This is a genomic window from Shinella sp. GW821-FHT11G07 (assembly GCF_058808115.1).
Window position 1 is genome coordinate 198758 of the sequence record NZ_JBXARJ010000002.1, and the last position, 22934, is coordinate 221691.

General features: G+C 63.8%; 19 protein-coding genes and 1 riboswitch. Of the genes, 13 read left to right on the forward strand and 6 right to left on the reverse strand.

Going from position 1 to position 22934, the window contains the following annotated elements; genetic code table 11:
* Positions 1-144: 144 nt before the first annotated feature.
* The 5 genes from bmt to AC1RT2_RS04495 form a co-directional block, all read right to left on the reverse strand.
* Complete coding sequence (gene bmt / locus AC1RT2_RS04475; protein WP_493099826.1) at positions 145-1161, reverse strand: betaine--homocysteine S-methyltransferase; 1017 nt, start codon at positions 1159-1161, stop codon at positions 145-147.
* Between the two features lie 121 nt (positions 1162-1282).
* On the reverse strand, positions 1283-2326 hold the full coding sequence (locus tag AC1RT2_RS04480; RefSeq protein ID WP_493099828.1) for a quaternary amine ABC transporter ATP-binding protein: 1044 nt from the start codon (positions 2324-2326) through the stop codon (positions 1283-1285).
* Positions 2319-3230, reverse strand: a complete 912-nt coding sequence (locus AC1RT2_RS04485; RefSeq protein ID WP_444797206.1) for an ABC transporter permease — start codon at positions 3228-3230, stop codon at positions 2319-2321. The genes AC1RT2_RS04480 and AC1RT2_RS04485 overlap by 8 nt, the downstream gene beginning before the upstream one ends.
* 260 nt (positions 3231-3490) lie before the next feature.
* Entirely contained in the window at positions 3491-4489 is a 999-nt protein-coding gene (locus tag AC1RT2_RS04490) for an ABC transporter substrate-binding protein (protein ID WP_493099831.1), read from the reverse strand.
* A 762-nt stretch (positions 4490-5251) separates the two neighbouring features.
* Positions 5252-5395 carry a hypothetical protein gene (locus tag AC1RT2_RS04495; protein WP_150129871.1) on the reverse strand — a complete coding sequence of 48 codons (144 nt, stop codon included), beginning with the start codon at positions 5393-5395 and terminating at the stop codon, positions 5252-5254.
* A gap of 245 nt (positions 5396-5640) precedes the next feature.
* On the opposite strand from AC1RT2_RS04495, the gene AC1RT2_RS04500 reads away from it, so the two are divergent.
* The 8 genes from AC1RT2_RS04500 (at position 5641) to cobO (ending at position 17102) form a co-directional block, all read left to right on the forward strand.
* Complete coding sequence (locus AC1RT2_RS04500) at positions 5641-7104, forward strand: cobyric acid synthase (protein ID WP_493099833.1); 1464 nt, start codon at positions 5641-5643, stop codon at positions 7102-7104.
* 179 nt (positions 7105-7283) lie between these two features.
* Positions 7284-9281, forward strand: coding sequence for a peptidoglycan-binding domain-containing protein (locus AC1RT2_RS04505; RefSeq protein ID WP_493099835.1), 1998 nt, complete (start codon positions 7284-7286; stop codon positions 9279-9281).
* A 79-nt stretch (positions 9282-9360) separates the two neighbouring features.
* Positions 9361-9726: riboswitch (cobalamin riboswitch) on the forward strand.
* A gap of 47 nt (positions 9727-9773) precedes the next feature.
* Positions 9774-9950, forward strand: coding sequence for a CbtB domain-containing protein (locus tag AC1RT2_RS04510; protein ID WP_069058461.1), 177 nt, complete (start codon positions 9774-9776; stop codon positions 9948-9950).
* A 12-nt stretch (positions 9951-9962) separates the two neighbouring features.
* A complete protein-coding gene (locus AC1RT2_RS04515) occupies positions 9963-10739 on the forward strand; it encodes a CbtA family protein (RefSeq protein WP_493099837.1) in 777 nt (258 codons plus the stop codon).
* 1 nt (position 10740) lies between these two features.
* Positions 10741-11265: a bifunctional adenosylcobinamide kinase/adenosylcobinamide-phosphate guanylyltransferase gene (gene cobU, locus AC1RT2_RS04520; protein WP_493099839.1), complete on the forward strand. Its 525-nt coding sequence runs from the start codon at positions 10741-10743 to the stop codon at positions 11263-11265.
* A 4-nt stretch (positions 11266-11269) separates the two neighbouring features.
* On the forward strand, positions 11270-12319 hold the full coding sequence (gene cobW, locus AC1RT2_RS04525; protein ID WP_069058464.1) for a cobalamin biosynthesis protein CobW: 1050 nt from the start codon (positions 11270-11272) through the stop codon (positions 12317-12319).
* A gap of 360 nt (positions 12320-12679) precedes the next feature.
* Positions 12680-16441, forward strand: coding sequence for a cobaltochelatase subunit CobN (gene cobN, locus AC1RT2_RS04530; RefSeq protein ID WP_493099841.1), 3762 nt, complete (start codon positions 12680-12682; stop codon positions 16439-16441).
* Positions 16442-16460: 19 nt separating this feature from the next.
* Positions 16461-17102, forward strand: coding sequence for a cob(I)yrinic acid a,c-diamide adenosyltransferase (gene cobO, locus AC1RT2_RS04535; protein ID WP_069058466.1), 642 nt, complete (start codon positions 16461-16463; stop codon positions 17100-17102).
* Positions 17103-17105: 3 nt separating this feature from the next.
* Here cobO and AC1RT2_RS04540 read toward each other — a convergent pair whose 3' ends face one another.
* On the reverse strand, positions 17106-17891 hold the full coding sequence (locus AC1RT2_RS04540; protein WP_069058467.1) for a TSUP family transporter: 786 nt from the start codon (positions 17889-17891) through the stop codon (positions 17106-17108).
* Between the two features lie 170 nt (positions 17892-18061).
* Between AC1RT2_RS04540 and AC1RT2_RS04545 the strand changes: the two genes are divergently transcribed.
* The 5 genes from AC1RT2_RS04545 (at position 18062) to cobD (ending at position 22934) form a co-directional block, all read left to right on the forward strand.
* Positions 18062-19111 (forward strand): serine hydrolase domain-containing protein, encoded by a 1050-nt coding sequence (locus AC1RT2_RS04545; RefSeq protein ID WP_493099844.1) that lies wholly within the window; start codon positions 18062-18064, stop codon positions 19109-19111.
* 196 nt (positions 19112-19307) lie between these two features.
* Positions 19308-19784, forward strand: coding sequence for a cobalamin biosynthesis protein (locus AC1RT2_RS04550; protein ID WP_493099846.1), 477 nt, complete (start codon positions 19308-19310; stop codon positions 19782-19784).
* Entirely contained in the window at positions 19784-20626 is an 843-nt protein-coding gene (gene cobA, locus AC1RT2_RS04555; protein ID WP_493099848.1) for a uroporphyrinogen-III C-methyltransferase, read from the forward strand. The genes AC1RT2_RS04550 and cobA overlap by 1 nt, the downstream gene beginning before the upstream one ends.
* Positions 20623-21930, forward strand: coding sequence for a cobyrinic acid a,c-diamide synthase CobB (locus AC1RT2_RS04560; protein WP_493099850.1), 1308 nt, complete (start codon positions 20623-20625; stop codon positions 21928-21930). Before cobA ends, AC1RT2_RS04560 begins: the two co-directional genes overlap by 4 nt.
* Positions 21927-22934, forward strand: a complete 1008-nt coding sequence (cobD, locus tag AC1RT2_RS04565) for a threonine-phosphate decarboxylase CobD (RefSeq protein ID WP_493099852.1) — start codon at positions 21927-21929, stop codon at positions 22932-22934. Before AC1RT2_RS04560 ends, cobD begins: the two co-directional genes overlap by 4 nt.

The following is a 22934-nucleotide window of genomic DNA, read 5'->3' on the forward strand; positions in this document are numbered from 1 at the left end:
TGTGAACGGGTTTCGTTGACAGGCAGACTAGGTGGTCGGTTGCGGCAGATCGATTACCTTGCAGGTAATGCCAAGGCCTACTCGCAAGAAAAAGCCGCCCGTGGCGTTTGCCGGGGCGGCTGATGGATGACCTTTCGGAGGGGCTCAGCCGCGGCGGCGGCTGCTGCGTTCTCTCGTCGGCTGTGCGGCGCTTTCGTCGGCGGTCTTGTTGCGCAGCGGGCCGATCTTTTCGATGATCTCGGAAAGGGCCGGGCGTTCGCGCGGCTCATGCGCATCGAGGGCCACGCGCATTGCGGCGAGGTGCTCGCAGGACGTGCCGCAGCAACCGCCGATGATGCGGGCACCAGCGTCGCGGGCAAGACGGGCATATTCGGCCATCAGCGGCGGCGTGCCGGAATAGTAGATTTCCGAGCCGCGAAATTCCGGAATGCCGCAATTGCCCTTGACGACGACGGTCGCGGACGGGTCGGCACCGGTGATGTCGAGCAGCGAGGAGAGAATGTCGGACGCGCCGACGCCGCAGTTTGCGCCCACCGCGAGCGGGCCGGCGCCGATATCGCCGGCGACAGCGTGCATGTCCCGCGGATGCAGGCCCATCATGGTCTTGCCGGCCGTATCGAACGAGCCGGTATAGACGAAGGGCATGCCGACCTTGGTTGCGGCTTCCGCAGCCGCACGGATTTCCTCCGGCGACGACATGGTTTCGATCCAGGCGACGTCCGCGCCGCCGGCCTTGAGGCCCTCGATCTGCTCGGCGAAGGCGGCGACGGCTTCGTCATAGGTCAGCGCGCCGAGTGGGATGAGCAACTCGCCCGTCGGACCGACGGAGCCTGCGACGATGACCGTGCGTTCGGCCTTGTCGGCGACGGCGCGGGCGATCTCGGCGGCCACCTTGTTCAGCTCATGAACGCGGTCCTGGGCGTGATGCAGCTTCAGGCGATGACGGGTGCCGCCGAAGGTGTTGGTGAGGATGATATCCGCGCCGGCATCGACGAAATCCTGGTGCAGCTTGGTTATGTTTTCCGGCTTGGCTTCGTTCCACAATTCCGGCGCCTCACCAGCCTCCAGGCCCATGGCGAAGAGCGAGGTCCCGGTTGCGCCATCGGCAAGCAGGAAGGGCTTTTCGGCAAGAAGCTCGGCAAGCGGGTTCGTCGCGGTCATGGAGGTATCCTTCTGTTTGTCACATCATATAAAGATTTCTTTATGTGATTGCAACGCTGCTTTGGCGGCAAATGAAAAGGGCGCCCCAAAGGGCGCCCTCGTTACATGGTCTTGGCGGCTGTCAGGCCGCCTTTGCCTCATGGCTCGTTGGCGTCACCATGCTGGAGATGATGGCGCTCAAGCTGATCGCGCCGACCGGCTTGCCCGTCTCGTCCACGACATGGGCGAGCGTCTGGTTCACCGAGGTCATGGCGCGGGCGGCCACTTCCAGCACGGTGCCCTTGACGATCGGCATGCCTTCCGGATTGCCGGAGAGCGGCGCCATGATCGTCTCGACATTGACGACGCGGCCGCGGTTCACTTCCTTGACGAAGGCCGTGATATAGTCGTCCGCCGGGTTCAGCACGATTTCCTGGCCGGTGCCCTGCTGCACGACCATGCCGTCGCGCAGGATGGCGATCTTGTCGCCGAGGCGGAGCGCCTCGTCGAGATCGTGCGTGATGAAGACGACGGTCTTCTTGAGCTCCTTCTGGAGATCGAGAAGCACGGTCTGCATGTCGACGCGGATCAGCGGATCGAGCGCCGAATAGGCTTCGTCCATCAGCAGGATATCGGCATCGTTGGTCAGCGCCCGGGCAAGGCCGACGCGCTGCTGCATGCCGCCCGAAAGCTGGTTCGGGTAATGGTTCTCAAAGCCGGAAAGGCCGACGCGGGCGATCCACTGGTTGGCGCGCTTTTCCCGGTCTTCCTGACCTACACCCTGGATTTCCAGGCCGTAGACGGTGTTTTCCAGAACCGTGCGGTGTGGCAGCAGCGCGAATTTCTGAAACACCATCGCCGTCTTGTGGCGGCGGAATTCCCGCAGGTCGTTCTCGTTCATCTTGCAGACGTCGACGCCGTCATAGAGCACTTCGCCGGCGGTCGGGTCGATCAGCCGGTTGATATGGCGGATCAATGTCGACTTGCCGGAGCCGGAGAGACCCATCACCACCATGATGCCGCCGGCCGGCATCGAGATGTTGATGTCGCGCAGGCCGAGAACGTGGCCGTATTTCTCGTTCAGCTCTGCCTTGCCGAGGCCTTTCTTGACTGCATCGACATAGTCGCCGCCGCGGGGTCCGAAGATCTTGTAGAGATTGCGGACCTCGATTGCATGACTAACCATGAATTACCTCCGAATGCTTTTGCAGCCGTCTGCCGTAGGCCTGGCTTGTACGGTCGAAAATGATGGCGATGGCCACGAGCGCGAACCCGTTAAGGAACCCGACCGTGAAGAACTGGTTGTTGATGGCCTGCAGCACGTTTTTGCCGAGACCACCGACGCCGACCATCGAGGCGACGACGACCATGGCGAGCGACATCATGATGGTCTGGTTGATACCGGCCATGATGGTGGGCAGCGCCAACGGCATCTGCACGTTCTTGAGTTTCTGCCAGCCCGAGGAACCGAAGGCGTCGGCTGCTTCCAGCACTTCCTTGTCGACGAGCCGGATGCCGAGATTGGTGAGGCGGATCATCGGCGGCACGGCGTAGATGACGACTGCGATAAGCCCCGGCACCTTGCCGATGCCGAAGATCATGACGACGGGGATGAGATAGACGAAGCTCGGCATCGTCTGCATCACGTCGAGGATCGGGTTGATGATGCCCTGGACGCGATCGGAGCGTGCCATCACAATGCCGATCGGGATGCCGACGATGATCGCGATCATGGTACAGACCGTCACCATGGCGAGTGTCACCATCGTGTCGGTCCACAGGCCCAGAAGGCCGATGGCGAACATGGAGAGCGCAGTGCCGATGGTGATCTTGATGTTGCGGCTGCCGTAGTAGACGATCGCCACCATGATGATCAGGATGATCGGCCAAGGTGAACTGACGAACAGCCGTTCGAGATAGTTCAGGAACCACTGCAATGGCTGCACCATTGCATCGATAATGTTCACATACTCTCTGACGAGGCCCTTGAAACCATCGTCGATGACTTTTCGTGCGCCGCGGACGCTGGCGTCACTGAAGGCCGGAAACTTGCATAGAAAGCCTGGCAACAATTCGCATATGCCTGCCATCCTTTTCCCCTCTTTCTACCGGAAGTTATTGTTCCGCATCGCAATGAAACGAGTTTGCAATTGCGAACGGAACGGCGCGCACAGGGATATTCTTGTTCTGGTTCCCGGCTAGCAGTCCGTGATCGCACGAACTGCTGCTTGATACTGTGCTGTTTGCGACCTCTGCCGTTTCTTGATGCGCGTCAGGCCTGTGCCCGCGTGCTTTGTATGAGGTCGCCATAAGGGCCGGCAGCCGGGGAAGGCTGCCGGCGATCGGTGTGTCAGAGGGCGGCCTTGACCTTCTCTGCGACATCCGGGGCGACCCACTTGGTCCACATGTCCGGATAGTTTTCCAGGAAGTATTTTGCGGCGTCCTCGTTGGTGCCCTGGTTGTCGGTCATCCAGGCGAGAACCTTGCCGACCGTGCCGTTATCCCACTGGCGGGTCTTCATATAGTCCATGGCGACGCCGGCCTTTTCGGAGAAGGACTTGGTCACGACGGTGAAGACGTCCGAGGTCGGGTAGGAGTTGACCTTCGGATCCGGGCAGTCCGGCACGGCGGTGCAGGCATCCCAGTCGGCCTTGTTATGCTCGACGCCGAAGGACAGGCGCGTCATCTCGTATTTGCCGAGAATGGCGGTCGGTGCCCAGTAGTAGCCGAGCCAGCCGGCCTTCTTCTCGAAGGCGTTGGCAATCGAGCCATCGAGGCCCGCGGCTGAGCCCGTGTCGACGAGTGTGAAGTTCATGTCGTCGGCCTTGAGCGCCTTGTAGAGGTTGGCGGTCGAGACCTGGCAGTTCCAGCCCGACGGGCAATTGTGCACAGCGCCCTTGGAGGCGTCTTCCGGTGCGGGGAAGAGGTCCGGATGTTTCAGTGCATCCTGCACCGTCTTGATGTCCGGATGTGCGTCGGCGAAGAATTTTGGAACCCACCAGCCTTCGACGCCGCCTTCCGAGAGGAGGGGGGCGAGCTGGATCAGGCGGCCTTCGCCAATGGCCGCGTCAAGCGGCGTGCGCACGGCGTTCACCCACATTTCGGGCGCGACATCCGGTTCGCCCTTTTCATTCATGGAGGTGAAGGTGGGCATCGTATCACCGGTCACCAGCGTGACGGTGCAGCCATAGCCGTTTTCGAGGATGAGCTTGTCGACATGCGCGGCAACGCCGGCAGAGGCCCAGTTCATTTCGGCGATCGAGACTTCACCGCAGTCTGCCGCCTGGGCAGAACCGGCAAAGCCGTAGAGGCCGGCAGCGAGGATAGTGGAAGCAAGGAGCTTCTTCATAGATTAAGACCTCCCAGTCTTAGATGCAGCGATCAACCCGGAAGGCAGCGCAGGTTACTGCGGTGTCCCGTCTGCCCGAAAGTTTTACGGCAGCCATGGAGGTTCGATGCCAGGTGAGGCGAGCCAACCCCCTGCTGCAACGACGCCGAGCCTTTTTTCTGATCCGCCGGCGGAACCCTGTCACCGGCGATGTGTCTTCGTGCGTCACAGGAAGCAGCCTACGGGTTCTCATTGAGAAATCAACCTCCTGAGCGGCATTCCTGCGCCGGAAGCGGCGCGCCGGACGATCAGGATGCTGAAAATTCGACAACCTATCGGTGGAAAAATTGGGCGTTTGCTCGCATCGGGGCAAATGTTCATGGCCCCGTTTCCCGGGGGATACGGATGGTCGTTGAATGCGGACATATCCTGTTCCGAATGCGCCGCTTTCGCCCTCTGAAAAATAATTCGCAATTTTTCAAAAAAAATCGCGATTCATCTTTGCTTAAGGTCTCAATAACGGTCCGGTAAGGATGTGCCGCTATTGCTTTCCTCACGGCGGGGGACACCGCCGCCCGCTCCGGAAAGGTATTGCGTACCGGAGTGCCTTGGCCCCGATGCGTTTTTGTCGGAAGCCGCCATGCGTATTTTGGCAAGCCGTGTATCACCGAAAGGGATGCACGGCTTTCGCCGTTTCAGGGCCTGGGAAATTGCAATAAAAAACGCCGCCTCCCGGAGAGAGGCGACGTTGCATGCGAGCGGACCTGACGTCGCGCTCGAAAGTTAGCCGACGGAGCGCGTACGGATGAAGCCGAGCGGGCCGAGCGGCGCGTCCATGACGACGTTGCGCACGCGGGACTGGTTCTGCGGGGCGACGCCGTTCCAGGCGATCTGTACGAAGTTCGGCTTGCTGAAGATGAACAGCATTGTCTTTGTCCTTGAAATCCGAAGCCACACGCCCCGGCTGTTTGATGACGTGGATATAGGCGTGCCCGAGGGAAAAGTCACGATCGTTCACGGCGCGAAATGTCGCAAAATGAATAGCAAATCTGCCATGCTTGCATTGCATGGCGCGCTGTTGCGAAAATGCACCTGCCGGCAGCGTCGGATTGGGGCGGAATTGCGGTAAATCAGGGCTTTTCGGCGGCAAGCCGGAATGCTAGTTGGGGCGCATGACAAGAACGATCATGCTCCAGGGCACCGGCTCTGATGTCGGAAAAACGGTATTGGTGGCAGGGCTCTGCCGCATCGCCGCAAATCGCGGATTGAAGGTGCGTCCCTTCAAGCCGCAGAACATGTCGAACAACGCCGCCGTTTCGGCCGATGGCGGCGAGATCGGCCGGGCGCAGTGGTTGCAATCGCTCGCTGCCCGCGTGCCGTCCTCCGTGCACATGAACCCGGTGCTGCTGAAGCCGCAATCCGACGTCGGTAGCCAGATCATCGTACAGGGCAAGGTGTTCGGCCAAGCGAAGGGGCGGGACTACCAGGCACTGAAACCGAAGCTGATGGGCGCCGTGCTGGAAAGTTTCGAGACGATCTCGGCGGGTGCCGATCTCGTCGTCGTCGAGGGCGCGGGCTCGCCGGCGGAAATCAATCTCCGGGCAGGGGACATCGCCAATATGGGTTTTGCGACGCGCGCCGGCGTGCCCGTCGTGCTCGTTGGCGACATCGACCGCGGCGGTGTGATTGCCTCACTCGTCGGCACCCATGCCATCCTGCCGGATGAAGACCGCTGCATGGTTACCGGCTACCTCATCAACAAGTTTCGCGGCGACGTCACGTTGTTCGACAGCGGCATTACGGAGATTGGCCGCTTTACCGGCTGGCCGTGCTTCGGTGTCGTGCCCTGGTTGAAACAGGCGGCACGCCTGCCGGCGGAGGATTCCGTCGTGCTGGAGCGACTTGCCAAGGGGGGCGAGGGGGCGCTGAAAGTGGCGGTGCCGGTCCTGTCGCGCATTGCCAATTTCGATGATCTCGATCCGCTCAAGGCCGAGCCGCAGGTGGACCTTGTCTTCGTACGCGCTGGCGAGCGCATTCCGGCTGATGCCGGGCTTGTTATCCTGCCGGGCTCGAAATCCACCATCGCGGACTTGCGCGATTTCCGAGCAGCGGGCTGGGACAAGGATCTCGCCCTGCATATGCGCCGCGGTGGCCGCGTCATCGGCATTTGCGGCGGCTACCAGATGCTGGGCCAACGGGTTACGGACCCGCTCGGCATTGAGGGCAACGAGCGTGAGGTCCAAGGCCTTGGTCTGCTCGCGGTGGAAACGGAAATGGCGCCGGAAAAGACCGTGCGCAACAGCACGGCGTACTCGCTGCAGTATGACGTGCCGCTGGAAGGCTATGAAATTCATCTCGGCAAGACCACGGGGCCGGATACGCTGCGTCCCTCGGTCCGTATCGACGGGCGTGCCGATGGGGCCGTTTCGGCCGATGGGCGGGTGATGGGCACCTATCTGCACGGCCTCCTCTCCAGCGACGCCTACCGGGCCGGACTGCTTGCGGATTTCGGCATCGACGGCGGCGGATTCGATTATCGCAAGAGCGTCGACGAGGCGCTGGATGGTGTGGCGGTGGAGCTGGAGGCGGTTCTCGACCCCGTTTGGCTCGATGGCCTTTTGGGTGCCGCTGATTAAACTGGCCTTCTGAAACGTACAGCCATCGGGTTCTTCGCCACCGGCCTGCCGCACCAAAGTTGCGCCAGAATTCGGTGCGAGGAGTGACGGAAATCCGCCCGGTCATCGGGCTTTAAGCCTTCGCGCGCTCCGAAAGGGTGAGACATATGGGTTCTGGACCTCTCGCACGATCCGTTCTGGTGAGATGCGGCCTCGCAAGCCTCGTCGGGCTGTCGCTTTGCGGCCTGCCGGTCGCCGCCTTCGCCCAGACGACGGGCAAGGAAGCGACGAGTGCGGGAAAGCGCTGGGAGGAGGAGTTCGCCCTCTGGCAGAAGGTTTCCGCCGGCAGCGACGTCACACAGTACGAAGGTTATCTAAAGACCTATCCGAACGGCACCTTCGCCTCGATGGCGCGCCTGCGCATCGCCGAATTGCAGGCCAGCACCAAGGCAAAGCCGACGACCGGCAGTTCTGAACAGGCTGGTGCAAAGGCGAAGGCCGAGGAAGCCGAACGTGCGGCCGCCGAAGCCAATAAGGCCGAGGAAGACGCCCAGAAAGCCGCGGAAGCCGAAAAGGCCAAGGCCGATGCGGAAGCAGCCCGATTGAAGGCCGAAGCCGACGCAAAACAGGCCGAAGAGGAGGCCCGCAAGGTCGCTGAGGCGGAGAAGGCGAAAGCCGATGCGGAAGCGGCGCGCCTAAAGGCGGAAGCCGAAGCCAAGCAGGCTGAAGAGGAAGCCCGCAAGGTTGCAGAAGCGGAAAAGGCAAAGGCCGATGCGGAAGCGGCACGCCTGAAGGCGGAAGCCGAGGCGAAGCAGGCTGAGGAGGAAGCGCGCAAGGTTGCCGAGGCGGAAAAGGCCAAGGTCGAGGCGGAAGCCGCGCGTCTGCAGGCGGAGGCTGAGGCGAAGAAGGCGGAAGAAGAAGCGGCTGCCCGCCAGCTTGCCGAAGAAAAGGCGGCTGAAGAAAAGGCGGCTGCGGAGGAGAAGGCACGGGCTGAGGCCGCCGCCGAAAAGGCGCGCGTCGAGGAAGCTGCTCGCCTGAAGGCGGAAGCCGATGAGAGGGAAGCCGCCGCCCGCAAGCTCGCCGATGAAAAGTCGGCCGAGGCCGAGCGCCTGAAGGCAGAGGCGGAGGCTGCGGCAGACAAGGCCAAGACGGAAGAGGCAGCCCGGGTGAAGGCCGAAGCCGAGCGTGCGAAGGCCGAAGAGGCTGCCGCTGCGGAAAAGGCGCGTGCCGAGGAAGAGGCCGCCGCCCGCCGTGACGCCGATGCCAAGCGCGTCGAAGTTGAGAAGGCGGCCGCCGCCGAAAAGGCCCGGATCGAGGAAGAGGCGGCCGCCGCCCGCAAGCTTGCGGAAGAGAAGGCTGCCGAAGTGGAGAAACTGAAGGCCGAAGCCGCCAAGGCTGCGGCCGACGCCGAGGCGAAGGCCACGGAAGCGGCCCGCCTTGCCGACGAGGCGGAAAAGCGCGCCGAAGAGGCGGCGACGGCAAAGAAGCAGGCTGAAGCCGATGACGCGGCAGCCGCAGCCCGTAAAAATGAAGCGCAGGGTGCCGAGACGAAGGACCGGGGCCTTGCCGTGGAACAGGCCGATGCGGCGAAGCGCGAGGAGGAAACCTTCCGGAAAGCCGTGCTCGACGGTTCGGCAGATGCTTTCCGCGACTATCTCAGGGCATATCCGAATGGTCGGTTCCTCGCGGATGCCCGCGAACGGCTGTCGACGCTCGCCGATGCCGCGCGTCAGCAAACACAGGAAACCAAGCCGAAGCAGGAGACGGCGACCGCGGAAACCGAGCGCAAGGTTGTCGAGGACCCGGTCATTGACCCCCGCGAAGCCTATATGCAGCGCTCGACCCGTGTGCAGGCGCAGCGCTGGCTGAGCGTTCTGGGCTTCAACACCTATGGCGCGGACGGCGTGTTCGGCCCGCGTACCCGCTCGGCGATCGCGTCATGGCAGGGCTCGTCCGGTTATCGCGCTGACGGCTACCTGTCGCGTGCGCAGTTCCGTGAACTCCGGCAGGCCGCGCAATATGCTCAGGCTCGCCAGAATCGCCAGCGTCAATATCAGCAGCGCCAGTACCAGCAACGTCAGTATCAGCAGGACTATGACGTGCTGGAAGGTCCGGTCGATGGCTACTATGAGCGCTACAACGGCGACGACGGCTATTACAACAATGGCGGCGGCATGGTGATCATTCCCGGCTATTGAGATTGCGACGACCGAACGGCGGTTTCAGCACAGGTCATGCCGCTGCCGGTCGATTGACTTCACGGGACGGGAAGCATAATCATCCGCAGTATTGGATGGTTCCCGGATCCGGAAACGGATCGGGGAGTAAATGGGAATGTGACGCGGCGGACCCAAATAGGGCGCTGCAATCACGGCCGACCCCGCGACTGTAGAGTGGCGAGGAACGTTCATCCGGTGGGGAGGATTGGTGTGGGTCATGGGGCATGGTGCTCCGGGCTGCACCGAGAAAACCAGCCGGAAAAGCCACTGGGTGGCATTGCGATAAGCCAAGGCTCGGACGCCTCTTTTTCTACGAATCGTCCACCTTTCGCGATGCTGATGCCCGGGAAGGTGAGAGCGGTCCGCAGGCGTGAAAACGCCGGACGCCATGAGCCAGGAGACCTGCCAGCCGATGAGGGCATATCGCTCGACCTGGGGAGGGGCTTCCCCAACGCCTGCACGGAGGTTGTCATGGCTGTTTCCGCTACGTCTACTGTTACCCTTTCCGCAAACGATCGCCTTGTCGCCGGCGCGCTTGCGCTGCTGCTCGGTGCCTTCCTTGTTTTCAGCGCCGGCCTCGCAAATTCGGCCGTGCTGCACGATACGGCGCACGACACCCGTCACTCCTACGGCTTTCCCTGCCACTAAGGAGTTTTTGACATGATCGTTCGTTATCTCCTGGCCGCCCTGGTGGCCGGGCTGTTCTCTGGTGTGCTGATGACGGCCGCCCAGGAGGCGCGAGTCGTGCCGCTCATTCTTCACGCAGAAGAATTCGAAGGCGGCGGAGAAGAAACCGCACCGACGACCGACGGCACGACACCCGCCACGACGCAGGAGCATTCCTCGCTCGGTGCCGTGATTCTGGACGTCGCATCGTATCTGTCGCCGGTTTCCGTCGCCTATGCCCATGAGGGCGAAGAGCACGAGGAAGGTGGCATCATGTTCGGCATGAGCCGTTTCTCCGGCACGCTTTTGGCCAACCTCGTCACCGGCACCGGCTTTGCGCTTCTGCTGGCGGGTTTCAGCCTGGTTTCCGGACACCCGATCACCGTCGCGAATGGTGCGCTCTGGGGTGCCGCCGGCTGGCTTGCCGTGCATATGCTGCCGGCCATCGGCCTGCCGCCGGAACTTCCGGGTTTCCCGGCTGCTGATCTTACCCAGCGCCAGATATGGTGGGTTGCGACCGTCCTGCTCTCGGCCGGGGGACTGTACCTCCTGTTCCTGAAGCAAGGTATCGTGGCCAAGGTCGCTGGCATCGTGTTGATTGCGGCGCCGCAGGTTTACGGCGCGCCGCAGCCGAGCGACATTTCCAGCAACGTTCCGGCCGTTCTCGGTGCGGAGTTCGCGGTTGCGGCACTTGCCACGACGCTGTTCTTCTGGATCGTGCTCGGTCTCGCGTTGGGCTTTGCCAACGAGAAAGTCGTCAAGGCTGCCTGATATGACGCAAAAATCGCCCGGGGCCGTCCTGGTTCTGGGCGGTGCGCGTTCCGGAAAATCCGCTTTTGCCGAAAGGCTGGTCGCAGAGACCGGCCTTTCGCGTCATTATATCGCCACCGGCCGCGCCTGGGATGACGAGATGCGGGAACGCATCGCCAGACACCGGGAAGACCGCGGCAAGGGGTGGGAAACCCATGAAGAGCCGCTTGCACTCGCCGCGCGCATAAAAGATGTGGCGCGCGACGACCGGGCGGTGCTGATCGATTGCCTGACGCTCTGGGTCACCAACCTGATGCTGGAGGAACGGGACATCGCCACCGAATTTGCCGGCCTCATCGAGGCGATCGCGACGGCACCGGGTCAACTAGTCTTCGTGTCGAACGAGGTCGGTCTCGGCATCGTGCCGGAAAACCGCATGGCGCGCGACTTCCGCGACCATGCCGGGCGGCTGCATCAGCAGATCGCCGCCCTCGTGCCAAATGTTTATTTCGTTGCGGCCGGACTGCCGCTGAAAATGAAGGGTTGAGCCTATGCTGCAACAGAAAATCCCCGCCACCGTCATCACCGGCTTTCTCGGGGCCGGTAAGACGACGTTGATCCGTAACCTGCTGCAGAATGCCGGCGGCAAGCGCATCGCGCTGATCATCAACGAATTCGGTGATCTCGGCGTCGATGGCGACGTGCTGAAGGGGTGCGGCGCGGAAGCCTGCACCGAGGACGACATCATCGAACTCACCAATGGCTGTATCTGCTGCACGGTCGCCGACGATTTCATCCCGACCATGACGAAGCTGCTGGAGCGCGAAAACCGCCCGGACCACATCGTCATCGAGACGTCTGGCCTTGCTTTGCCGCAGCCGCTTATCGCCGCCTTCAACTGGCCGGAAATCAAGACGCAGGTGACGGTCGATGGCGTCATCACCGTGGTCGATAGCGCTGCGGTTGCCGCCGGCCGCTTTGCCGATGACCATGACAAGGTCGATGCGCTGCGTGTCGAGGACGACAATCTCGACCACGAAAGTCCGCTGGAAGAGCTGTTCGAAGACCAGCTCACCGCTGCCGACCTGATCATCCTCAACAAGACCGATCTGATCGATGCCGCCGGCCTTCAGGCCGTGCGCGACGAGGTCGCGTCCCGTACGGTCCGCAAGCCCTCGATGATCGAAGCCAGGAACGGTGAAGTCGCCGCCGCCGTGCTGCTCGGCCTCGGCGTCGGCACGGAAGACGACATCGCCAACCGCAAGTCGCACCACGAACTGGAACATGAGAACGGCGAGGAGCACGACCACGACGAATTCGATAGTTTCGTCGTGGAACTCGGCGCTATCGCAGATCCGGCCGCCTTCACCGAGCGCCTCAAGGGCGTGATCGGCGAACACGACGTGCTACGCGTCAAGGGTTTTGCCGACGTGCCCGGCAAGCCGCTACGCCTTCTCATCCAGGCCGTCGGCAGCCGCATCGATACCTATTTCGAGCGCGCCTGGACCCCGAGCGAAACCCGCGGCACCCGCCTCGTCGTCATCGGCCTGCACGACATGGACGAGCAAGCCGTACGCGCCGCCATCGCTGCGGCGGTGTGATTCCGGCATGAGCGTGCGGCCCTTCCTCTCCTCCGCCTCTCAGGCACGGCATGGCCATTCCCGGCGTGCAGTGCCGGTGGATGCTCGGGGCAAGCCCGAGGATGACGGTGGGGAGGGGAGGTTGCCGGTTGATCGGGCGCGCAATCTTTCGAGGCTACGTTTGTGGCTTCCCGATTGGGCACGTTCCTACCAAGATGCGCGGCACGCTCAATACTCGCGACACTCTCAATGCTTTCAGAGTGTTGGGGGCCAGCGGCGTAGTCGGCTGCTTTTGGGCGCCGCACCCCCACACACTCTGTCATCCTCGGGCTTGACCCGAGGATCCACTGGTAAGGCAAACCGCCAAACGGGAGGCGCCGCATGCACCTCCTGCTAGCCCAGAAAGGCACCATCGCCGACGGCAAGGAGGCGATCGACCTTGGTCAGACACCGGGTGATATTCTCTTTCTCTCCGCCGCCGACACGGAACTCGCCTCCATCGCCGCCGCCCACCGGGCGCGTAGTACCAAGACGCGGTTGCGCCTTGCCAGCCTCGCGGCGCTCTCGCATCCCATGTCGGTCGATACCTATATCGAGCGCACGGCCCGTCACGCCAAACTCATCGTCATCCGCGCCCTCGGTGGCGCCAGCTATTTCCGCTATGTACTGGAAGCGCTGCTGGCGACGGCGGTTGCCAATGGCATCAAGCTCGTGGCGCTGCCTGGCGACGATCGGCCGGACGAGGGGCTGGCTCCGTTCAACCGCATCGATAACGGGGATCGTCAGAGCCTCTGGACTTATCTGAACGAGGGCGGAGCCGACAATGCGGAGCGCTTCCTCGCCTATGCGGATGCACTGGTCTTCGGCCGCGAGAAGCCGGAGCCGGCGATGCTGCTGGAAAAAGCTGGCATCTGGTGGCCGGGGAAGGGTGTCGTTGATCTGAAAACGTGGCGAGAGCTGTCCGGAAATGTTGCGATCCCTGCAGGGCTCGAACCCCCGACCGCCGCTATCTCCTTCTACCGCGCCTATGTCCAAAGCGGAGAAACCCGCCCCGTCGAAATGCTGATCGAGGCGCTTGCCGCCGAGGGCGTTCGCGCTTTGCCGATCTTCGTCTCCAGCCTGAAAGAGCCCGTTTCGATGGAGACGGTGCGCGCGGCCTTTGCCGACATCCGGCCGGAGGTCGTGCTGAACGCCACGAGCTTTGCGGTCTCGGCGCCCGGCGCCGGTCGGAAACCGACCGTGCTCGACGAGACGGGCGCGCCTGTCCTGCAAGCGATTTTTTCCGGCTCGTCGCGCGAGGCGTGGGAGGCATCGGGGCAGGGGCTGACGGCGCGTGATCTCGGCATGAACGTTTCGCTGCCGGAAGTGGATGGTCGGGTACTGTCCCGCGCCGTCTCCTTCAAGGCGGCGGCGCGCTACGACGAGCGCGTCGAGACGAACATCGTCAGCCTCGATCCGGTCGAGGACCGCATCCGCTTCGTCGCAAAACTTGCCGCCGGCTGGGCGCGGCTGCGGCGCGCGATGCCGGCTGACCGCCGCGTCGCTATCGTCATGGCGAACTATCCGAACCGCGATGGTCGTCTCGGCAACGGCGTGGGCCTCGATACGCCGGCCGGCACGATGGAAGTGCTGCGCGCCATGGCGGCGGAAGGTTATGCGGTGGCCGATCTGCCGGCCGATGGCGATGCGCTGATCGGCCACCTGATGGCCGGGCCGACCAATGCGGCAAACGACGGCCGTGAAATCCGCGAAACGTTTTCCCTGAATCATTACAAAGCGTTCTTCGCCGGGCTTCCCAAGTCGATTCAGGCCGAGATGGCAGCCCGCTGGGGTGCGCCGGAGGAGGATCCTTTCGTCACGGGTAATGTCTTCGCCCTGCCGCTCGCCCGTTTCGGCGAGACCCTGGTCGGCATCCAGCCGGCGCGTGGCTACAATATCGATCCGAAGGACACCTACCATTCGCCGGATCTCGTGCCGCCGCATGGCTATCTCGCCTTCTACGCCTTCCTGAGGCAGCACTACGGTGCCCATGCCATTGTTCACATGGGCAAACACGGCAATCTCGAATGGCTGCCGGGCAAGGCGCTGGCGCTTTCCGAAGCGTGTTATCCCGAAGCCGTGCTCGGCCCCGTGCCGCATCTCTACCCCTTCATCGTCAATGATCCGGGCGAAGGCACGCAGGCGAAACGCCGCTCTGCCGCCGTCATCATCGACCACCTGACGCCGCCGCTGACGCGGGCCGACACCTATGGGCCGCTGAAGGACCTGGAAGCGCTGGTCGACGAATATTACGAGGCTTCCGGCGGCGACCCGCGGCGCATCAAACTGCTCACGAGACAAATCCTCGAACTGGTGCGCGACATCGGTCTCGATCGCGATGCCGGCATTGCCAAGTCCGATGGCGAGGAGGCGGCGCTGCAGAAGCTCGACGCCTATCTCTGCGATCTCAAGGAAATGCAGATCCGCGACGGCCTGCACGTCTTCGGCGTATCGCCGGAGGGGCGGCTGCTGACCGATCTGACGGTCGCGCTCGCCCGTGTGCCGCGTGGCCTGGGCGAGGGCGGCGAGGCGAGCTTGCAGCGGGCGATTGCGGCGGATGCGTTGGCCGGGACGACGTTCGACCCGCTCGATTGTGTCGCCTCCGATCCATGGTACGGTCCGCGCCCGGAAATCCTTGCCCACCAAACCGACGCCCCGTGGCGCAGCAACGGCGATACGGTGGAGCGCATCGAGCTACTCGCAGCCCGATTGGTGGATGGCACGCTCGCCTGCCCGGAAGACTGGCATGCCACAAGCATCGTGCTCGACGTGATCGACAGCACCATCCGTCCCGCCATTGCCGCCTGTGGTCCGGCAGAGATTGCAGCCTTGATGCGCGGCCTCGACGGGCGCTTCATCGAGCCCGGCCCTTCCGGCGCACCGACGCGCGGGCGGCCGGACGTGTTGCCGACGGGGCGCAATTTCTACTCCGTCGACAGCCGCGCCGTGCCGACGCCCGCGGCCTGGGAGCTGGGTAAAAAATCCGCCGAGCTGCTCGTCACCCGGTACGCGCAGGATCACGGTGAATGGCCGACATCCTTCGGTATCACGGCCTGGGGCACCTCCAACATGCGCACCGGTGGCGATGACATCGCGCAGGCGATGGCGCTGATCGGCGTCAAGCCGACCTGGGACATGGCATCGCGCCGTGTCACCGGCTTCGAGGTCATTCCGCCAGCGGTTCTTCGCCATCCGCGCGTCGACGTGACGCTGCGCATCTCCGGCTTCTTCCGCGATGCCTTCCCCGAACAGATTGCGCTCTTCGACTGCGCCGTGCGCGCCGTCGGGGCGCTTGAGGAGGATGATTCGGACAACCCGATCGCCGCCCGTATGCGGGCCGAGGCTGCGGCGCTAGCTGCTGACGGCGTGTCCGAGGATGACGCGATAAAACAGGCCGGGTTCCGCATCTTTGGCGCGAAATCCGGTGGCTACGGCGCTGGCCTGCAAACCATGATGGACGAAGGCCTCTGGACCGAGCGCGGCGAGCTTGCCGAAGCCTGGCTTGCCTGGGGCGCGCATGCCTATGACGGCGATGGCGACAGCGTGCCGATGCGCGAGCGGCTCGAGGCACGGATGAAGAGCCTGCAAGCCGTCGTCCAGAACCAGGACAGCCGCGAGCATGACCTGCTCGACAGCGACGAATATTATCAGTTCGAGGGTGGCATGGCGGCGGCGGTGGAGCACCTTTCCGGCCAGCAGCCCGTCATCTACCACAACGACCTGTCGCGCCCGGAAAAGCCGGTGGTGCGCACGCTGGAGGACGAGATCGGCCGCGTCGTGCGTGCCCGTGTGGTCAATCCGAAATGGATCGACGGCGTCATGCGCCACGGCTACAAGGGCGCCTTCGAGATCGCCGCGACGGTGGATTTCATGTTCGCCTTCGCAGCGACCACCGGGGCCGTGAAGGATCATCACTTTGAGGCCGCCTATAAGGCCTATGTGCTGGACGAACGCGTGCGCGATTTCCTGACGCAGAAGAACCCGGCGGCGCTCGCCGAAATGGCGGCGCGCTTTGCTGAGGCGATCGACCGGAAACTCTGGACGCCCCGGTCGAATTCGGCGCGCTTTGAACTCGATATGCTAGGCGCCCGCAAGGCGTCCTGAGACGGAAGGGAAGACTGACATGACCGAGAACCACGACGAAACCGCCGGCATGACCGAAGCCGAACTCGCCCGCCACTCGGAGAAGATGGCGAAGAAGAAGCAGGCGCGTGAGAAGATCATGGCGACGAAAACCGACGAGAAGGGCCTCGTCATCGTCCATACCGGCAAGGGCAAGGGCAAGTCGACCGCCGGCTTCGGCATGATCTTCCGTCACATCGCGCACAAGAAGCCGTGCGCCGTCGTGCAGTTCATCAAGGGCGCGATGGTGACGGGTGAGCGCGAGCTGATCGAGGCCCACTTCTCCGATATCTGCCAGTTCTACACGCTCGGCGAAGGCTTTACTTGGGAAACGCAGGACCGCGCCCGTGACGTGGCGATGGCAGAAAAGGCCTGGGAGAAGGCGAAGGAACTGATCCGCGACGAGCGCAACTCCATGGTGCTGCTCGATGAGATCAACATCGCGCTGCGCTACGACTATCTCGACGTCAACGAGGTGATCGCGTTCCTGCAGGCAGAGAAGCCGCACATGACCCATGTCGTGCTGACGGGCCGCAACGCCAAGGAAGAGCTGATCGAGATTGCCGACCTTGCGACCGAGATGGAGCTTCTGAAGCACCCGTTCCGCTCGGGCATCAAGGCGCAGCAGGGCGTCGAATACTGAACCCTACCAGCCGAGCCAGACGCGGATCGGATGGCTCGGATCGGCCATCAGCCGGATGGCAAGTGCCACCGAGGTAATGACGAGGAGCGGCTTGATGATCTTTGCGCCGCTCTTCATCGCCACACGCGAGCCTGCCTGGGCGCCGAGGAACTGACCGGCCCCCATGACGAGGCCAACCTTCCACAGCACGACGCCATAGAGAATGAAGACGACGAAGGCGCCAAGATTGGAGCCGAAGTTCAGAAGCTTCGTATGCGCCGTCGCCTTCAGGATGCCGAAGCCGGCGAGCATCACGAAGGCGAGCATGAAGAAGGAGCCGGTGCCAGGCCCGAACACGCCGTCATAAAAGCCGATCAGCGGCACGATGGTAACGGTAAACAGGAAGACGCTCATGCGGCGGTGTTTGTCGACGTCGCCGATGTTCGGCTTCAGCCCGAAATAGATGGCGATCGCCACCAGCAGGAAGGGCAGCACACCCTTCAGCACATCACCAGGCACCACGGTCGCCAGCAGGGCGCCGAACACCGAGCCGAACGCCGCGACGGCGGCCATGGGCAATTGTTCGCTGAGTTTGACATGGCCGGCGCGGGCATAGGCGAGTGTCGCAGAACCCGAACCGAACAACGATTGCAGTTTGTTGGTGCCTAGCGTTTCCAGCGGCGGAATGCCGGCGAGCAGCATGGCCGGAATGGTGATCATGCCGCCGCCGCCGGCGATGGAATCGATGAAGCCGGCAAGGAAGGCGGCAAGGAACAGGAAGAAAAGAACGTGAAGGGCGATGTCGGCCAAGGCGGGACTCGGAGATCGGTGAGGAGATTTGGCTGACCTTCTGTCAGACTGCAGGGCGAAAAGCAAAGCCCGCGAGGGCTTCGCGCGGAAAGCTCTTGTGTGATGTGCGCAACGCGGATCAAACAGCAAGGTAGACGGCGTGTAGGCTGCGGCGGCGAAAGAGGTGGGCGATGACGGCAATGGATGACGAAAAGCGATCGGCGGCGGATATGGGCTTTGACCCTGGAATGAAGCGCAAGCTTCTCGCCGGCATCGAAGCGGGCCTCTTACGCGACCTGCATGCAGTGCTTGTCAGCCGCGACGGAAAGCTGGTGCTGGAGCACTATCATGACGCGCCCGATGAGAGTTGGGGCATGCCACTCGGCACCGTCTCCTTCGATGCCGTCACGCTGCACGATCTGCGCTCCGTGACCAAAAGTGTCGTCAGCCTGCTCTACGGCATCGCGCTCGATCGTGGTCTCGTTCCGCCGCCGGAGGCGCCGCTGCTGGCGCAGTTTCCGGAATATCCGGACCTTCTCGCCGACCCGGCGCGGGCGGGCATGACCATCGGCCATGCGCTGACCATGACGCTGGGTCTCGAATGGGACGAGTACCGCTCCTATGCCGATCCGCTGAACAGCGAGATTGCCATGGAGAACGCACCGGATCGCTATCGTTTCGTGCTGGAGCAGAAGGTCGTTCACCAACCCGGCACCCGCTGGGTCTATTCCGGTGGTGCGACGGCGCTCGTCGGCGCGATCATCGAGCGCGGCACCGGCCGCCGCATCGAGGATTTTGCCCGTGAGGCCTTGTTCGAGCCGCTCGGCATTACGCATTTCGAGTGGATGAGCGGTCGGGATGGTATTGCCTCGCCTGCGTCCGGCCTCCGGCTCAGTTCGCGGGATCTCCTGCGGATCGGCCACCTCGTGCTGGATGGCGGCCGCGCGGGTGACCGGCCTATCGTTTCGCAGCGCTGGATCGAGACGTCGCTCAAGCCGTTGGTCACGACGGGCGAGGGGCTGAGCTACGGCTATTTCTGGTTTCTCGACGAAGCGCCGGCCCTCGGCACGTCGAAGCCTTGGGTTGCCGGCTTCGGCAATGGCGGCCAGCGGCTCTGGCTGATGCCGGACCTGGGGATTGCCTGTGTCATCTATTCCGGCAGTTACAATGCACCCGATGCCTGGGTGTCGCCGACACGCATCTGGCGGGAGATCGTGCTGGCCAATCTCCGTTCGGCCTGAGGCATGCCGCATCCGGCGTGCTCGGTGCCGCAAACCGGTTTGACCGGCTTGCCGCCCTCCGGTACTAAGGAGGGGCGACGGTGCCCGCAAGCGGGCCGAGCGGTGTCCGGTGCGGCTGACCCAGAGGGGCCTCATCCGGAACTGTCGGATGACGGCAATGCCGGGCCTTTCGCGTGGAATTTTGCGAGAGACTGTCATGCGCCCTGAGGCCTCACCACCGGATACTGGACGACGATCGCTCGTCCTCGGCCTTGGCTGCGAACGCGGGACACCGCCCGCCGAACTTGTCGATCTCGTCGCATCCGTCGTTGTTTGCCCGGAGCACATCACTGCCGTAGCGACGCTCGACGTGCGCGCGGAGGAACCGGCCATGCTCGCGGTCGCCCGGCATTTTTCCGTGCCGCTCGTGACCTTTCCGGCGGAGCGCCTTGACGCCGAGACGCCGCGTCTCGCCAATCCTTCCGATCTCGTTTTCGCCCATACGGGTTGCCACGGCGTCGCCGAGGCTGCCGCGCTGGCGCAGGCGGGGCCGGATGGGCGACTTGTCGTGGAGAAGACGAAATCCGCCCATGCCACTGTCGCCGTCGCCGAATCGTTTCAAGGCTTTGCGGCGGCTTTTTCAGAGACCGAATCCGCTCCCTCGCATTTTGATTCCAACCGGGAGTTTGCGTGATGCACGCCCTGTTCTCAGCCCTCCCGTCGATGGAGAAAGGCAGCGTCTGGCTCGTCGGTGCCGGTCCGGGCGATCCGGGTCTTTTGACCCTGCATGCCGCCAATGCGCTCCAGCAGGCCGATGTCATCGTGCATGATGCGCTGGTCAATGCCGACTGCCTCTCGCTCGCGCATCCCGGAGCGCAACTGGAGTTTGCCGGAAAACGCGGTGGAAAGCCGTCGCACAAGCAGCGGGACATTTCGCTCAGGCTCGTCGAGCTCGCCCGCGCGGGCCACCGCGTGCTGCGGCTGAAAGGCGGCGATCCCTTCGTCTTCGGCCGGGGGGGCGAGGAGGCGCTGACGCTGATCGAGCACGGCGTTCCCTTCCGCATCGTGCCGGGTATCACGGCGGGTATCGGCGGGCTTGCCTATGCCGGCATTCCGGTGACGCATCGCGAGGTCAATCACGCGGTGACGTTCCTCACCGGCCACGACTCCTCCGGCCTCGTGCCGGACCGCATCAATTGGGATGGCATTGCCAAGGGATCGCCGGTCATCGTCATGTACATGGCGATGAAACATATCGGCCAGATCGCCGCCAACCTCATCGCCGGCGGCCGCTCGCCGGATGAGCCGGTCGCCTTCGTCTGCAATGCCGCGACCGCCGAACAGCAGGTGCTGGAAACGTCGCTGGCCCGCGCCGAAGCCGATGTCTTGGCCGCCGGCATCGAGCCGCCTGCGATCGTCGTCGTCGGTGAAGTCGTGCGCTTGCGCGCCTCGCTCGATTGGCTCGGCGCGTTGACGCAGGGCCGCAAGCTTTCGTCCGATCCGTTCGGCTCCCGCGGGCTCAAGGATCCGGCATGAGCGGCTTGCTCATCGCCGCGCCCGCATCCGGCTCCGGCAAGACGACGGTGACGCTCGGCCTGGCGCGTGCGCTCGCCGATGCCGGCGTGCGTCTCGTTTCCGGAAAGGCGGGGCCGGACTACATCGACCCGGCCTTCCACGCCGCCGCCAGCCGAAAACCCTGCCTCAACTACGACCCCTGGGCCATGCGCCCCGATCTCATCCGCGCCAATGCCGCCCTTCAGGCCGGCGAGGGTGATTTCCTGCTGGTCGAGGCGATGATGGGCCTCTTCGATGGCGCCGCCGACGGCACGGGCGCGCCGGCCGATCTTGCTGCGACGCTCGACCTGCCCGTCGTGCTTGTCGCCGATTGCAGCCGCATGTCGCAGTCCGTTGCCGCCATGGTGAAGGGCTACCAGGATTTTCGCAGCGACATCCACGTGGCCGGCGTCATTCTCAACAAGGTCGGCAGCGCCCGGCATGAAGCCATGCTGCGCGGTGCGCTCGAGGCGAGCGGTGTCGATATCTTCGGCGTGCTTGAACGTGACTCGGCACTCGCTTTGCCGGAACGCCATCTCGGTCTCGTGCAGGCGGGCGAACACGGCACGCTGGAAACCTTCATCGCCCATGCGGCGGAGGTCGTCTCGCGGTGCTGCGACCTCGACCGTCTCGTCGCGCTCGCGGCGACGCGGGCCGCCCGGCCATCAACACTGTCCGTCTCTCACTTGCCGCCCTTCGGTCAGCGCATTGCCATTGCCCGCGACACCGCCTTCGCCTTCACCTATGAGCACCTCATGTTGGGTTGGCGGCAGGCGGGGGCGAGCCTTTCGTTCTTCTCGCCGTTGGCGGATGAGGCGCCGGCCGCCGATGCCGACGCCGTCTATCTGCCCGGCGGCTATCCCGAACTCCATGCCGCGACCCTTGCCAATGCCGGGTGTTTCCGCCTAGGCATGCAGGATGCGGCGCGCCGGGGGGCGCGCATCTATGGTGAATGCGGGGGCTACATGACTCTGGGGGAAGCACTGGTTGCGGCGGATGGCTCACGCCACCGCATGCTGGGCCTGCTGCCGCTCGTCACCAGCTTTGCCGAACGTCGACGCCATCTCGGCTATCGCCGTGTCACGCCGCTTTCGGGGTCGGGCTTCGACGCAGTGATGACCGCCCATGAATTCCACTATTCGACCGTGCAGCAGGAGGGGGAGGCGGATCGTCTCTTCGCCGTTACGGATGCGATGGGCGAGGATCTCGGGCAGGCCGGTCTGAGCCGCGGCAATGTGAGCGGTTCCTACATGCATCTCGTCGATCTGGCGCCGGAGGCTTCATGACCGTGCCGCGCATCATTCATGGCGGCGGCATTGCCGGGGCTGCCGCGCGCTTCGGTGGCCGGCCAGAGGACTGGCTCGACCTCTCGACTGGAATCAACCCCATCCCCGCCGTCCTGCCGGATGTGGACATTGCGGCCTGGCACCGCCTGCCGGACCGGCAACGGCAGGATGCGGCACGCACTGCTGCTGCCCGATACTATGCCACGCCGAACGCGCTGCCATTGCCCGTGCCCGGCACGCAGTCCGTCATCCAGTTGCTTCCTCGATTCGTCGTAGCCGGGCGCCGGGCCGCCGTGCTCTCGCCGACCTATGGCGAATATGCGCGCGTCCTGGAAAATGCCGGCCTGCCGGTGGACCGTATCGCCGGCCTCGATGCCGTTTCCGACGCGCATGGCCTCGTTGTCGTCGTCAACCCGAACAATCCGGACGGCCGCCTGTTTTCCCGTGCGGTCCTGCTTGATCTCCATGCCCGTATTGCGCGTGCAGGTGGGCTGCTCGTCGTCGATGAGGCCTTCGGGGACATGGGGCCGGAGACCTGCCTCGCGCCGCTGGCGGGTGACGGCGTGCCCGGTCTGCTCGTCTTCCGCTCCTTCGGCAAATTCTTTGGCCTGGCGGGCCTGCGTCTCGGTTTCGTCATCGGCGAGACGGCGGTCCTCGACCGTATCGAGGATGGGCTCGGGCCCTGGGCCGTGTCGGGACCGGCCCTGACGATTGCGACAAAACTCATGGCCTCCGACACATCCGCCATCCGCCGTGGCATTGATGGGCGCAAAGCCGCACTTGATGCAACGCTCTCCGGTGCCGGTCTGGATATCGCCGGCGGCACCGGTCTTTTTTCCCTGGTGCACCATGCGGATGCCGGAGCGCTCCACGAGGGGCTTTGCCGGCATCATATCCTTGTTCGTCCCTTCGAATACAATCCGCGCTGGCTTCGCTTCGGCCTGACGCCGGACGGCGCGGCGGATGCCCGCCTTGCCGCGGCGTTGGCAGATGTGGTCGGCTGA

Bases quoted from the DNA above. Each gene is read 5' to 3' on its own strand.
- bmt (WP_493099826.1), bottom strand. From the start codon at position 1,161: ATGACCGCGACGAACCCGCTTGCCGAGCTTCTTGCCGAAAAGCCCTTC.
- AC1RT2_RS04480 (WP_493099828.1), bottom strand. From the start codon at position 2,326: ATGGTTAGTCATGCAATCGAGGTCCGCAATCTCTACAAGATCTTCGGA.
- AC1RT2_RS04485 (WP_444797206.1), bottom strand. From the start codon at position 3,230: ATGGCAGGCATATGCGAATTGTTGCCAGGCTTTCTATGCAAGTTTCCG.
- AC1RT2_RS04490 (WP_493099831.1), bottom strand. From the start codon at position 4,489: ATGAAGAAGCTCCTTGCTTCCACTATCCTCGCTGCCGGCCTCTACGGC.
- AC1RT2_RS04495 (WP_150129871.1), bottom strand. From the start codon at position 5,395: ATGCTGTTCATCTTCAGCAAGCCGAACTTCGTACAGATCGCCTGGAAC.
- AC1RT2_RS04500 (WP_493099833.1), top strand. From the start codon at position 5,641: ATGACAAGAACGATCATGCTCCAGGGCACCGGCTCTGATGTCGGAAAA.
- AC1RT2_RS04510 (WP_069058461.1), top strand. From the start codon at position 9,774: ATGGCTGTTTCCGCTACGTCTACTGTTACCCTTTCCGCAAACGATCGC.
- AC1RT2_RS04515 (WP_493099837.1), top strand. From the start codon at position 9,963: ATGATCGTTCGTTATCTCCTGGCCGCCCTGGTGGCCGGGCTGTTCTCT.
- cobU (WP_493099839.1), top strand. From the start codon at position 10,741: ATGACGCAAAAATCGCCCGGGGCCGTCCTGGTTCTGGGCGGTGCGCGT.
- cobW (WP_069058464.1), top strand. From the start codon at position 11,270: ATGCTGCAACAGAAAATCCCCGCCACCGTCATCACCGGCTTTCTCGGG.
- cobN (WP_493099841.1), top strand. From the start codon at position 12,680: ATGCACCTCCTGCTAGCCCAGAAAGGCACCATCGCCGACGGCAAGGAG.
- cobO (WP_069058466.1), top strand. From the start codon at position 16,461: ATGACCGAGAACCACGACGAAACCGCCGGCATGACCGAAGCCGAACTC.
- AC1RT2_RS04545 (WP_493099844.1), top strand. From the start codon at position 18,062: ATGACGGCAATGGATGACGAAAAGCGATCGGCGGCGGATATGGGCTTT.
- AC1RT2_RS04550 (WP_493099846.1), top strand. From the start codon at position 19,308: ATGCGCCCTGAGGCCTCACCACCGGATACTGGACGACGATCGCTCGTC.
- cobA (WP_493099848.1), top strand. From the start codon at position 19,784: ATGCACGCCCTGTTCTCAGCCCTCCCGTCGATGGAGAAAGGCAGCGTC.
- AC1RT2_RS04560 (WP_493099850.1), top strand. From the start codon at position 20,623: ATGAGCGGCTTGCTCATCGCCGCGCCCGCATCCGGCTCCGGCAAGACG.
- cobD (WP_493099852.1), top strand. From the start codon at position 21,927: ATGACCGTGCCGCGCATCATTCATGGCGGCGGCATTGCCGGGGCTGCC.